This window comes from Streptomyces sp. NPDC015131 (genome assembly GCF_043079975.1).
Classification (GTDB): domain Bacteria; phylum Actinomycetota; class Actinomycetes; order Streptomycetales; family Streptomycetaceae; genus Streptomyces.
Genome location: NZ_JBIBVB010000002.1, coordinates 145719 through 157748 on the forward strand (window position 1 = coordinate 145719; position 12030 = coordinate 157748).

Consider the following 12030-nt stretch of genomic DNA (forward strand, 5'->3'; position numbering starts at 1 on the left):
CCGGAGCGGCCCCGGGGGGCGGCGCCGCTCAGGGCCCGGGCCCGCCCGGGAGCCGGGCCCGCCCACGAGCCGGGTCCCCGGAGGTCGGCGCCGCGCGGGAGCCGGGTCCCCGAGGTCGGCGCCGCCCGGGAGCCGGGGCCGACCGGCCGGGGCCGCCGCTCGGGAGCGGCGCGGGCCCCGCCGGCGTACGCGCGTCAGGCGTTCATCAGCAGCAGCCGCGTCTGCGGCACCAGCTTCCGGTTCACGCTGGTGCTCTGCACGAAGATCGTGAAGTCGTCGTTGTGGTCGGGCTTGACGCGGACCTCCACGTCCGGCAGGCCGAGCAGCGCGCGGGCCTCCGGTCCGGCGTAGACCCGGTCCGTCTTCTTCTCCAGCACCGCTATCCGCTTCCGGGCCTGGATCTTCTCCGACTTGCTGAGCTGGTAGAACGCGGCCCCCGTGCGGTAGGTGTGGCCGCCCTCCACCACCCAGTCCCGGATCGCCGCCGCGCGGTCCACCGTGAGGAGCTGGTACTCGGCGGCGTCCACCGGGGTGAGCCCGGCCGCCTCGATGGTGTCCTTGTTGACCGCGTCCGCGCCCATGGAGAACACGGCCCGCGATCCCCTGATGCCCTGGGTCCGGCCGACCATGAACTTCTCGGTGGCCTGCTGGATGACCTGACCGGCCTCCTCCAGGCCCTGGGTGCTGGTGGCGTCCCAGATGGCGATGTTGTCCTTGGGGAAGCCGCACTGCATGGCCTCGCGCTTGCCCATCTGGTCCGGCACGAGGACGGCCAGGGTCCAGTTGTCCTCCTGCGTCTCCATCATCCGGGCCACGGCCTCGACCAGTTGGCGCGGGTCCCGGGACGGAGCGTCCGCGCTGCGGTGGCTCGCGTTCTCCTGGCCGTCCGTGAGGACGAACGTCAGGAAGCTGTGGTCGCCGTACAGCTGGGCCGTCTGCGCCAGCTCCCGCTGCGACTTGAGGGTGGCCGCCAGCAGCGCCGTCATCCCGCCGACCCGGTACAGCTGCTTCAGGGACGGCATGCGCAGCACGTCCTTGTCGTAGATGACGCACTCGACCTGCTCGGCGAAGACGTACACCGTGACGCGGGTCTCCTGGTCCAGCTCCTGCGAGCGGCGCGCCAGGTACGCGATCTGCTGGTCGGCGACCTCGACGACCTTGCCGCTCAGGTGCGACATGGACGAGCTGGCGTCCAGCACGAGGGCGACGTGGTTGATGTAGTTCTGGTTTCCGGACATGGAAAGCTCCCCCTCTTCCGACCCGGTGTTCAGGTCGATCCGATGCTCAGATCCTCGCACCCACCACTGACAATCGATCTTGGAAGAGCGGAGGGGTGGACCAGCACGGAAGAGGCGTGCGGGGGGCTGCGGTGTGGGGCTGCGGTGCGGCGGGGGGCTACGCCTCGGGGCCGGCGACGAGCTTGCCGCCGGTGACCCGCACCGGGACCTCGGGCAGCGCGGCGGTCGCCGGGCCCTTGAGCGGCTGGCCGGTGGTGACGTCGAAGCGGCTGCCGTGGCAGGGGCAGTTGCCCTCGGTGCCCTCGACCTTGTCGAAGACGCAGCCCGCGTGGGTGCACTGGGCGCTGAACGCCTTGTACTGGCCCTTGGCCGGGCAGCTCACGACCAGGCGCTCCTCGCGGTACAGCTTGGCGCCGCCGACCGGCACCGCGTCCGCCGCGCCCAGGTCGACGGGGGCCGTCGGGGTGGGCGCCTTGGCGTGCCCGAGCTTCGACTCGGTGGAGCAGGCGGCGGCGAGCCCGGCGGTTCCGGCCAGGGCGGCGCCTTTCAGCACGGTACGGCGGGCGGGCGGCTGGCCGGGCATGGGTGCTCCACGGTGGACTGGGGTGCGCGGGTGACGGAACCGACGATACCGGGGTAGATCGGGGGCCCTGCGGCCGGGTTCCGGGGCTGTCCGGGCCGGGCGCGATGGGTTACGTTCGGGCGCGTGATCGTTGCCGCCGGAGAGTCCCTGATCGATCTTGTCGCCGACCGCCCGGGGCCGCTCGCGCCGCTCGTCCCGCGCCGGGGCGGCGGCCCGTACAACACGGCGGTGGCGCTGGGGCGGCTCGGGGCCGGTGCCGCCTTCTGCTCGCGGGTCTCGACGGACGCGTACGGCGAGGCGCTGATGGACGGCCTGCGGGCGGCGGGCGTGGACACCGGCCTCGTACAGCGGGGGCCCGAGCCGACGACGCTGGCGGTGGCGTCGGTCGGGGCGGACGGTTCCGCCGGGTACTCCTTCTACGCGGAGGGCACGGCCGACCGGCTCTTCGAGCTGCCCGGGCGGCTGCCGGACGCGGTCCGGGCGGTCGCCTTCGGGACGTGTTCGCTGCTGCTGGAGCCGGGCGCGAGCACCTACGACGCGCTGCTGCGGCGGGAGGCGGGGCGGGGGCTGCTCACCCTGCTGGACCCGAATGTGCGGGCGGGGCTGGTCGCGGACGGGGAGGCGGACGCCCAGCGGGAGCGGTTCCTGGAGCGGCTGCCGTATGTGACGCTGCTGAAGCTGTCCGAGGAGGACGCCGCGTGGCTGGGCGGGGCGCCCAGTGAGTGGCTCGCGCGGGGCCCGTCGGCGGTGGTGCTGACTCGTGGCGGGGGCGGGCTGACGGTGTTCACGCGGACCGTGACCGTGTCGGTGCCGTCGGTTCCGGTCGCGGTGGCCGACACCATCGGCGCGGGTGACACGGTGAACGCGGCCCTGCTGCACGGTCTGGGGTCCCGCCCGGTGGCCGGCCTGGACGCGGAGGCGTGGACGGAGCTGCTGTCCTTCGCCGCGCGGGCCGCCGCGCTCACCTGCTCGCGGCCGGGCGCGGAGCCCCCGTACGCGGCGGAGCTGGTGACGGCGGACGCGGTGGTGCCGCTGTGCGGTGCCCCGGCGTTGGTGTGCGTGCCCTCGGGGCCGCCGCTGTCGGAGCGGGGGGCCGTCGCGGGCCTGCTCGACGAGGCCGTCGCGCGCGGCGCGGAGCTGGTGGTGGTTCCGGTGGAGCGGCTCGGGGCGGACTTCTTCGCGCCGCGTACGGGAATGCTGGGCGAGGCCGTCCGCAGGTGCCGGGACCTGGGGCTGCGACTGGCGGTCGTCGGTGACGCCGCGCATCGGGCGGTGGAGGAGGCGGGGCTGCGGGACGCCGCGGGCGAGGGGGCGCACGGCGGCCCGCTGCTGGTCGCCGCCACGATCCCCGCCCTGGCGGCGCGGCTCGCCGGGGCACACTGACGCCGCGAACTCCCGTACCAGTGTGGGTAGTTTGGGTGCATGCACGCGAACGAGGGGGCCGGGGGCGGCGTCGCGGACCATGGCGCGGACCTGGACGGCGGCCGGGAGTGGGGTGCCACGCGCTCCTGGGTGGAGAAGCAGCTGGCCGAGGCGGAGCGCATCGGGAGAGTGGTGCCGTTGCGCGGCGGCTGGTCGTCGGAGATGCGGCGTCTGGATCTCGTGGGGGCGGCGGGTGGCGGGCGCTCGCTGGTCCTGCGGTCCTTCGTCAAGCCGTTCTACGTGCGGCACGCGGAGGGCCTGCTGAACCGGGAGGCGGCCGTCCTGCGCCTGCTCGGCGGTACGGAGGTGCCGGCGGCCGGACTTGTGGCGGTGGACGCGACGGCACGGCACTGCGAGCACCCGTCCCTGCTGATGTCCCTGCTGCCCGGCGGCGTACGGCTGGACGACCGGGGCGCGGAGGAGCGCGCCGAGCTGCTGGCGCGCCAGTTGGTGCGCATCCACCGGGTGGCGGTGACGGCGCGGGAGCGGCCGCGCACCTATCAGCCCTGGGTTTCTCCGGAGCGGGTGACTCCGCCCGCCGGCACCGGGCGGCCCGGGCTGTGGCGGCGGGCCGTCGAGGTCATCGGCCAGGAGCCGCCGGAGTACGAGGGGTGCTTCCTGCACCGGGACTTCCACCCGGGCAACGTCCTCTTCACCGGGACCGGTGACGCGCTCCGGATCAGCGGTGTCGTCGACTGGGTGGAGACCTCCTGGGGGCCGGCCGACCTGGACGTGGCGCACTGCTCGACCGCTCTCGCCCTGCTGCACGGGGTGCCGGCCGGGATGCGCTTCGCCGACCGGTACGTGGCCGCCGGTGGCGTTCTGGCCGGGGAGCCGGCCGCTCATCTCCACTGGCGGCTGCTGGACGCGCTGGGGTTCGCCCCGGACGCGGAGAAGGTGGCCGTTCCCTGGCGCGAGCTGGGCCGTACGGATCTGACCGCGGACGTCCTGACCCGGCGGCTGGAGGAGTACCTCGCCGCCCTGTTCGACCGCTACGGCTGACCCGCGCGCGCCCGGGCCGTGCGGCCGGCGCGTACGGTGCTGAGACCGCGCTCGAGGCCGACCCTCGCACGCCCGGGCCGTGGCTGCCGCCACGCGCGCTCGGTGCCGCAGCTCCGGTGCGACGCCGGCCCCCGCCACCGCGCGGGTGGTGAGGACCGGCGTCCCCCGGACGTCGACCACCGTCAGGACTTGGCGGCCCTGGCGGTCGTCTTCTTCGCCTTGGCGGTCTTCGCCGTGGTGGTCTTAGACGTCGTGGTCTTCGACGTCGTGGCCTTCGCGGTGGTCTTCGCCGTGGCCGTCCCTCGGGGCGTCCCGTCCACCGCCGCGACGGTCTTCTTGGCCGCCGCCTTCTTGGCCGTCGTCCGCTTCCGGGCGGCCGGGACGCTCGGGGCCGCGTCGCTGACCCGGTCGGCGCCCAGGATGTCCCGGAGGAACTTGCCGGTGTGGCTGGCCGGGACGGCCGCGACCTGCTCGGGCGTGCCCTCGGCGACGACCACGCCACCGCCGCTGCCGCCCTCGGGCCCCATGTCCACGACCCAGTCGGCGGTCTTGATGACGTCCAGGTTGTGCTCGATGACGATCACCGAGTTGCCCTTGTCGACCAGGTTGGACAGCACCCTGATCAGCTTCGAGATGTCCTCGAAGTGCAGACCGGTGGTCGGCTCGTCCAGGACGTACACCGTGCGGCCCGTGGACCGCTTCTGGAGCTCGGACGCGAGCTTCACACGCTGCGCCTCGCCGCCGGAGAGCGTGGGCGCGGGCTGGCCCAGCCGTACGTACCCGAGGCCGACTTCGGTGAGGGTGCGCAGGTGGCGCGAGATCGTCGGCACCGCCTCGAAGAAGTCGAGGGCCTCCTCGATCGGCATGTCCAGCACCTCGGCGATGGACTTGCCCTTGTAGTGGACGTCCAGGGTCTCCCGGTTGTAGCGCGCCCCGTGGCAGACCTCGCAGGGGACGTACACGTCCGGCAGGAAGTTCATCTCGATCTTGATCGTGCCGTCGCCCGCGCAGTTCTCGCAGCGGCCGCCCTTGACGTTGAAGGAGAACCGGCCCGGCAGGTAGCCCCGGACCTTCGCCTCCATCGTCTCGGCGAACAGCTTGCGGACGTGGTCGAAGACGCCGGTGTACGTCGCCGGGTTGGACCGGGGCGTGCGGCCGATGGGCGACTGGTCGACGTGGACCACCTTGTCGACCAGGTCGTCGCCGTCCACGCGCGTGTGGCGCCCCGGCACCGACTTGGCGCCGTTCAGCTCGCGCGCCAGGTGGGTGTAGAGGATGTCGTTGACCAGGGTCGACTTGCCGGAACCGGATACACCGGTGACCGCCGTGAGCACACCGAGCGGGAAGGAGACGTCGATGTCCCGCAGGTTGTTCTCCCGGGCGCCGTGCACGGTCAGCCGGCGCGAGGGGTCCACGGGCCGCCGGACGTCCGGGGTGGGGATGGACCGCTTGCCGGCCAGGTACTGGCCGGTCATGGAGTCCTTGTTGGCGAGGAGCTGCTTCAGCGGACCGGAGTGCACCACCTTGCCGCCGTGCTCGCCCGCGCCGGGGCCGATGTCCACGACCCAGTCGGCCACCTTGATCGTGTCCTCGTCGTGCTCGACCACGATCAGGGTGTTGCCCATGTCGCGCAGGCGCACCAGGGTCTCGATCAGCCGGTGGTTGTCGCGCTGGTGCAGGCCGATCGACGGCTCGTCCAGCACGTACAGCACACCGACCAGGCCGGAGCCGATCTGGGTGGCGAGCCGGATGCGCTGGGCCTCGCCGCCGGACAGGGTGCCGGCGGCCCGGTTGAGCGAGAGGTAGTCCAGGCCCACGTCGACCAGGAACCGCAGCCGCTCGTTGACCTCCTTGAGCACCCGCTCGGCGATCTTCTTGTCGCGGGCGTTCAGCCGGAGCTCGCCGAGGAAGTCGGCGCACTCGCTGATGGACATCGCGGAGACCTCCGCGATGGACTTCTCCATCACCGTCACGGCGAGGACGATCGGCTTGAGCCGGGTGCCCTCGCAGGTGGGGCAGGGGACCTCGCGCATATAGCCCTCGAAGCGCTCCCGGCTGGAGTCGCTCTCGGCCTCGCTGTGCCGCCGCTTGACGAAGGAGACGGCGCCCTCGAAGGCGGGCGTGGTGTAGGCGCGCTCCCGGCCGTAGCGGTTGCGGTAGCGGACCTCGACCTGGGTGCGGTGGCCGTACAGCAGGGCCTTGCGGGCGCGGGCGGGGAGCCCGGCCCAGGGGATGTCCGTGCGGAAGCCCAGGGCCTGGGAGAGGCCGCCGATCAGCCGGCCGAAGTACTCCTTGGTGTGGCCGTGCGACCAGGGGTGGATCGCCCCCTCGTCCAGGGACCGCTCCTCGTCGGGGACGACCAGCTCGGGGTCGACCTCCATGCGGGTGCCGATGCCGGTGCAGTCCGGGCAGGCGCCGAAGGGCGAGTTGAACGAGAAGGACCGGGGCTCCAGCTCCTCGAAGGACAGGTCGTCGTAGGGGCAGTACAGGTGCTCCGAGTACATCCGCTCGCGCTCGGGGTCGTCCTCGGGGAGGTCGACGAAGTCGAGCACGACCATGCCGCCGGACAGGCCCAGCGCGGTCTCCACGGAGTCGGTCAGCCGCCGCTTGGCGCTGTCCTTGACCGTGAGGCGGTCCACGACCACCTCGATGGTGTGCTTCTCCTGCTTCTTCAGCGTGGGCGGCTCGGCGAGCTGGATGGTCGTCCCGTCCACCCGCGCCCGGCTGTAGCCCTTGGTCTGGAGGTCGGCGAAGAGGTCGACGAACTCGCCCTTGCGCTCGCGCACCAGCGGCGACAGGACCTGGAAGCGGCTCCCCTCGGGCAGCTCCAGCACCTTGTCCACGATGGCCTGCGGCGACTGGCGGGAGATCGGCCGGTGGCACTCGGGGCAGTGGGGCTTGCCGATGCGCGCGAAGAGCAGGCGCAGGTAGTCGTACACCTCGGTGATCGTGCCGACGGTCGAGCGCGGGTTGCGCGAGGTCGACTTCTGGTCGATCGAGACGGCCGGGGAGAGGCCCTCGATGAAGTCGACGTCCGGCTTGTCCATCTGGCCGAGGAACTGCCGGGCGTAGGAGGAGAGCGACTCGACGTACCGGCGCTGCCCCTCGGCGAAAATCGTGTCGAACGCGAGGGAGGACTTGCCCGACCCGGACAGTCCGGTGAAGACGATGAGGGAGTCACGCGGGAGGTCGAGCGAGACGTTCTTCAGATTGTGCTCGCGCGCGCCACGGACGATGAGACGGTCGGCCACGCCGGTCCGCACCTTTCTTGAGGGAAGTGGGGGGCACAGCCCCCGTCCCGGACTGTTGAGCCTCGGGGGGTCGCCAAGCGGATGCCTGGCTCACATCGGATGCCTGGCTTTCAAGGATGCCTCCATCGAGCGTATAGCACGTGCATTCGATTTCCGGCCACGCGCCGCCACCTTCACCCGATCGTGTGGCGGCGCTAGGGTCAGCGGCATGATCGACCATGTGCATGACCTGGCCTCTGTACGTGAGGCGACCGAGCGACTCCTCACCGCTGCCGCCGCTCTGGACGACGCCGCGGTGACCGCGCCGTCCCGGCTGCCCGACTGGACGCGGGGCCACGTACTGGCCCACCTCTCACGTAACGCCGACGCGCTCGTGAATGTTCTCCAGGGGCGCCCCATGTATCCCGGCGCGGAGGCGCGCGACGCCGACATCGAGCGCGGAGCCCCCCGCCCGCCGGCCGTCCAGCTCGACGACCTCCGGGAGAGCGCCGCGCGCTTCTCCGCCGCCGGCGAGGCCCCGGCCGACTGGGACCGCGTCGTGGAGCTGCGCAACGGCGTCACCGACCGGGCGGCCCGGGTGCCCTTCCGCCGCCTCGTCGAGGTGGAGCTGCACCATGTCGACCTGGACATCGGGTACGAGCTGGAGGACCTCCCGGAGGAGTTCACCGACCGCGAGATCGCCTTCCTGGCCGACCGCTTCGGCGGCCACCCCGCCGTCCCGCCGACCCGGGTGGTCGCGGCCGGCCGGGAGGGGCACGAGTGGCGCACCGGCGGCGGCGAGGGGGCCGAGGTGACCGTCTCGGGCCCCGCGGCCGACCTGCTCGGCTGGCTGGCGGGCCGCCGGGACGGCGCCGCCCTGGAGGTCTCGGGCGGCCCCCTGCCCGTCCTGCCCCCGCTATAGGCTGGACCCCATGACGTACAGCGGAGCGGTGAAGGTGGGCGGGCCCGCCGACGTGCACGAGCTGGCGGACCTGATGATCTCCAAGGTCGCGGTCGGGCCCATGGACAACAACGCCTATCTGCTGCGCTGCCGGGCCACCGGCGAGCAGCTGCTGATCGACGCGGCGAACGAGCCCGCGACCCTGCTCCGGCTGATCGGTGACGACGGCATCGCGTCGGTCGTCACGACCCACCGCCACCGCGACCACTGGGACGCGCTGGCCGAGGTCGTGGCGGCCACCGGGGCCCGTACGTACGCCGGGACGTACGACGCCGAGGGCATCGGCGTCGCCACGGACGTCCCCGTCGGGGACGGGGACGTGATCCGGGTCGGCCGGGTGGAGCTGACCGCCCGCCGGATGGTGGGGCACACCCCCGGGTCCATCGTGCTCGTCTACGACGACCCGCACGGCCATCCGCATGTGTTCACCGGCGACTGCCTCTTCCCGGGCGGGGTCGGCAACACCTGGCAGGACCCGGACGCCTTCGCGAGCCTGATCCTCGACGTCGAGACGAAGCTCTTCGACGTGCTGCCCGACGAGACCTGGGTCTACCCCGGGCACGGCAAGGACACCACGCTGGGCGAGGAGCGCCCGAAGCTCCCGGAGTGGCGCGAGCGCGGCTGGTAGCGGGGCACCGGCCGGACGAGTCGATCCCGGTCGCGGAGAGTCGATCCGGATCGCGATGGGTCGACTCCGGTCGCGGCGAGTCGGTCGTGGTCGCGGTCGCGACGAGTCGATTCCCGTCTCCGGCCGTCCCGCCCTGGCGCCGGTTGCCGCGTCCCGTCGCCGGCTGCGGGCCGGCGGGCATGGGAGCGCGGGTACGGGGAGGCGCGGCGAGCGGGCGCGAAGGCGTGCCGCCGGCGCTCCCACGGCTCCCCCGCGCCCCCGTAACCCCGGGCGTCACCGGCCAGTTGGCGCGGCATGCGCCAGAGTCATGATCCGGACCTGTCGGCCGAGGCGTCGGCCGCCCCGTCCGCCCCCGCTCCTTCGATGGTGCGGCTCGCCGCCGCCTCGCTCGCCGGCACGGCCGTCGAGTTCTACGACTTCTTCGTCTACGGGACCGCCGCCGCGCTGGTCCTGGGCCCGCTGTTCTTCCCGACCTTCTCGCCGCTGGCCGGCACACTGGCCGCCTTCGGCACCTTCGCGGTCGGCTTTGTTTCGCGCCCGCTCGGTTCTGTCCTCTTTGGTCACATCGGTGACCGGTACGGGCGACGGCCGGTGATGTTCGCGTCCCTGGTCCTGACCGGGGCGGCCACGGTCGCGGTCGGGTGCGTCCCCTCGTACGCGACCCTCGGGGTGGCCGCTCCGGTGCTGCTGCTGGTGCTGCGCTTCCTGCAGGGGCTGGGGCTCGGCGGCGAGTGGGGCGGGGCGGTGCTGCTCACGGCGGAGCACGCGCCCCCGGGGCGCCGCGCGCTGTGGGCGAGCTTCCCGCAGATCGGTCCCGCGGTGGGCTTCCTGCTGGCCAACGGGGTGATGCTCGGGCTGTCGGCGGGGCTGAGCGACGCGCAGTTCCGGGAGTGGGGCTGGCGGGTGCCGTTCTGGGCGGCGGGGCTCCTGGCGGCGGGCGGTCTGCTGCTGCGTACGTCCCTGGCGGAGACCCCGCAGTTCCGGGAGCTGGCCCGGACCGGTGCGCGGGCGAGCGCCCCGCTGGTGGAGGTGGCGCGCAAGCACTGGCGGCTGGTGCTGCTGACCGCCGGCGCGCTGGCGGTCGGGTACGCGATCTTCTACGCCGTCTCCACCTGGGCGCTCGCCTACGGCACGGAGCGGCTCGGTGTGAGCCGCACGGTGATGCTGGTCTGCATCATGGCGGCGGTGGCGGTCAAGGGCGTTGCGACGCCGTTCGCGGCGATGCTGGGCGACCGGTTCGGGCGGCGGCCGATGTGCCTGGCGGGCTGCGCCGCGGCGGCGCTCTGGATGTTCCCCATGGTGGGCCTGCTGCACACGGCCCGGCCCGTGCTGATGTTCCTGGGCTTCACCGGGGCGCTGCTGGCCTTCATCACCATGTTCGCCGTGGTCGCCGCCTACCTCCCGGAGCTGTACGAGCCGAGGGTGCGCTGCACCGGGGCGGCCGTGGGCTACAACCTCGCGGGCGTCCTGGGCGGGGCGCTGACCCCGATCGTGGCGACGGCCTCGGCGGACGGCTCGGGGCCGCCCTGGGGCGTGGCCGCGTACCTGACGGCGATCGCCCTGCTCAGCCTCGGCTGCTTCGCCCTGCTCCCGGAGACCCTGCCCAAGCCGGCCCCGGAGCCCGCCCTGGAGTCGGCCGCCGCGTAAGCAGGCCGTCGCCCGGACGAGCACCGGCCGGTGCGGACCGCGCGTTGCGGATCCGCACCGGCCGGTGCCGTGACGGTCGTGGGGCGGTCGTGGGACTGCTGCCGCCGCCGCTCCCGCCGGGGGTCAGGCCCCGACGCTGTCCTTGTCGGCGTCCTTGCCGTCCGCCGCCTCGGCGGCCTCGCGCTCCGCCTGCTTCTTGGAGGCGATCAGGCTGGTGATCGTGGTGATGATCAGTACGCCGCAGATGACGGCCAGCGACACCGGGATGGAGATCTCGGGCACATGCACCCCGGACTCGTGCAGGGCGTGCAGCACCAGCTTCACACCGATGAAGCCGAGGATCACCGACAGGCCGTAGCTCAGGTGGACCAGCTTCTTCAGCAGGCCGCCGATGAGGAAGTACAGCTGCCGCAGACCCATCAGGGCGAAGGCGTTGGCGGTGAAGACGATGTACGGGTCCTGGGTCAGGCCGAAGATCGCGGGGATGGAGTCCAGCGCGAACAGGACGTCCGTGGTGCCGATGGCCAGCATGACGACCATCAGGGGCGTCAGCACCCGCTTGCCGTTCTCACGGATGAAGAGCTTGGTGCCGTGGTACCGGTCGGCGACGCCGAAGCGGCTCTCGATGGACTTCAGGAGGCGGTTCTCCTCGAACTCCTCCTCCGGCTCGTCGGCCCGCGCCTCCTGAATCAGCTTCCAGGCGGTGTAGATCAGGAACGCGCCGAAGATGTAGAACACCCAGGAGAAGCTGGCGATGATCGCGGCGCCGGCGGCGATGAAGATCGCACGCAGGACCAGGGCGATCAGCACACCGATCAGCAGCACCCGCTGCTGGAGGTGGCTCGGCACCGAGAACTTCGCCATGATCAGGACGAAGACGAAGAGGTTGTCGACGCTCAGCGACTTCTCGGTGATGAATCCGGCGAAGAACTCGCCCGACGCCTGCGTCTCACCGAAGACGAGCAGGCCCAGGCCGAACAGTGCGGCCAGGACGATCCAGACGACCGTCCAGATTCCGGCTTCCTTGATCGACACGTCATGGGGCTTGCGCCCGATGAAGAAGTCGACCGCGATCAGGGCGGACAGACCGAGAACGGTCGCCACCCACAGGCTCATCGAAACGTCCACTGCGCCTCCGGCGTCGTACGGCTACTGATCAGCGTCGTCGCTGCCGGAGGTCTCTTCCACCCGGGCCGCCCGGCCTTGTGACCGGGGCACACCACGGGCCGGCGCCCCGGGACCGGCCTTACGTCCGACCGTCCGTACTGACGGGCACGCCGCGCACGGGAGTACTCCCCTCCGCTGTGAGAACCGTACCC

Annotated in this window: 9 protein-coding genes and 1 pseudogene; 6 read left to right on the forward strand and 4 right to left on the reverse strand. The window is 72.6% G+C overall.

Translation table 11 applies throughout. The features are described from left to right. Positions 1–194: 194 nt before the first annotated feature. Together ACF08D_RS06075 and ACF08D_RS06080 are read right to left on the reverse strand one after the other, a co-directional pair. Positions 195–1238, reverse strand: a complete 1044-nt coding sequence (locus ACF08D_RS06075) for a vWA domain-containing protein (protein WP_392221354.1) — start codon at positions 1236–1238, stop codon at positions 195–197. A 157-nt stretch (positions 1239–1395) separates the two neighbouring features. Beyond that, positions 1396–1821 carry a Rieske (2Fe-2S) protein gene (locus ACF08D_RS06080; protein WP_392221355.1) on the reverse strand — a complete coding sequence of 142 codons (426 nt, stop codon included), beginning with the start codon at positions 1819–1821 and terminating at the stop codon, positions 1396–1398. A gap of 123 nt (positions 1822–1944) precedes the next feature. Between ACF08D_RS06080 and ACF08D_RS06085 the strand changes: the two are divergent. The 3 genes and pseudogenes from ACF08D_RS06085 to ACF08D_RS06095 all read left to right on the forward strand — a co-directional run. After that, positions 1945–2829: pseudogene (locus ACF08D_RS06085) on the forward strand (carbohydrate kinase); the annotation flags it as partial. A 51-nt stretch (positions 2830–2880) separates the two neighbouring features. Beyond that, positions 2881–3204 (forward strand): DUF4180 domain-containing protein, encoded by a 324-nt coding sequence (locus ACF08D_RS06090; protein ID WP_392222317.1) that lies wholly within the window; start codon positions 2881–2883, stop codon positions 3202–3204. 39 nt (positions 3205–3243) lie between these two features. Next, positions 3244–4245: a phosphotransferase family protein gene (locus ACF08D_RS06095; protein ID WP_392221356.1), complete on the forward strand. Its 1002-nt coding sequence runs from the start codon at positions 3244–3246 to the stop codon at positions 4243–4245. 182 nt (positions 4246–4427) lie between these two features. Here the strand turns inward: ACF08D_RS06095 and uvrA are convergent, their stop codons facing one another. Further along, positions 4428–7496: an excinuclease ABC subunit UvrA gene (gene uvrA / locus ACF08D_RS06100; protein ID WP_392221357.1), complete on the reverse strand. Its 3069-nt coding sequence runs from the start codon at positions 7494–7496 to the stop codon at positions 4428–4430. A 208-nt stretch (positions 7497–7704) separates the two neighbouring features. Between uvrA and ACF08D_RS06105 the strand changes: the two genes are divergently transcribed. From ACF08D_RS06105 to ACF08D_RS06115, 3 genes are all read left to right on the forward strand, one after another. After that, on the forward strand, positions 7705–8397 hold the full coding sequence (locus ACF08D_RS06105) for a maleylpyruvate isomerase family mycothiol-dependent enzyme (protein WP_392221358.1): 693 nt from the start codon (positions 7705–7707) through the stop codon (positions 8395–8397). 10 nt (positions 8398–8407) lie between these two features. Beyond that, complete coding sequence (locus tag ACF08D_RS06110) at positions 8408–9064, forward strand: MBL fold metallo-hydrolase (protein ID WP_392221359.1); 657 nt, start codon at positions 8408–8410, stop codon at positions 9062–9064. Between the two features lie 363 nt (positions 9065–9427). Then, the gene (locus ACF08D_RS06115) at positions 9428–10711 is read left to right on the forward strand and encodes an MFS transporter (protein ID WP_392222318.1); all 1284 of its coding nucleotides are present in this window, start codon (positions 9428–9430) and stop codon (positions 10709–10711) included. A gap of 123 nt (positions 10712–10834) precedes the next feature. On the opposite strand, the gene ACF08D_RS06120 is transcribed toward ACF08D_RS06115, so the two are convergent. Next, the gene (locus tag ACF08D_RS06120; protein WP_392221360.1) at positions 10835–11839 is read right to left on the reverse strand and encodes a TerC/Alx family metal homeostasis membrane protein; all 1005 of its coding nucleotides are present in this window, start codon (positions 11837–11839) and stop codon (positions 10835–10837) included. Positions 11840–12030 lie beyond the last annotated feature (191 nt).

Coding starts and splice junctions, on each gene's coding strand:
- ACF08D_RS06075 (WP_392221354.1), bottom strand. CDS start 1,238: ATGTCCGGAAACCAGAACTACATCAACCACGTCGCCCTCGTGCTGGAC.
- ACF08D_RS06080 (WP_392221355.1), bottom strand. CDS start 1,821: ATGCCCGGCCAGCCGCCCGCCCGCCGTACCGTGCTGAAAGGCGCCGCC.
- ACF08D_RS06095 (WP_392221356.1), top strand. CDS start 3,244: ATGCACGCGAACGAGGGGGCCGGGGGCGGCGTCGCGGACCATGGCGCG.
- ACF08D_RS06105 (WP_392221358.1), top strand. CDS start 7,705: ATGATCGACCATGTGCATGACCTGGCCTCTGTACGTGAGGCGACCGAG.
- ACF08D_RS06110 (WP_392221359.1), top strand. CDS start 8,408: ATGACGTACAGCGGAGCGGTGAAGGTGGGCGGGCCCGCCGACGTGCAC.
- ACF08D_RS06115 (WP_392222318.1), top strand. CDS start 9,428: ATGGTGCGGCTCGCCGCCGCCTCGCTCGCCGGCACGGCCGTCGAGTTC.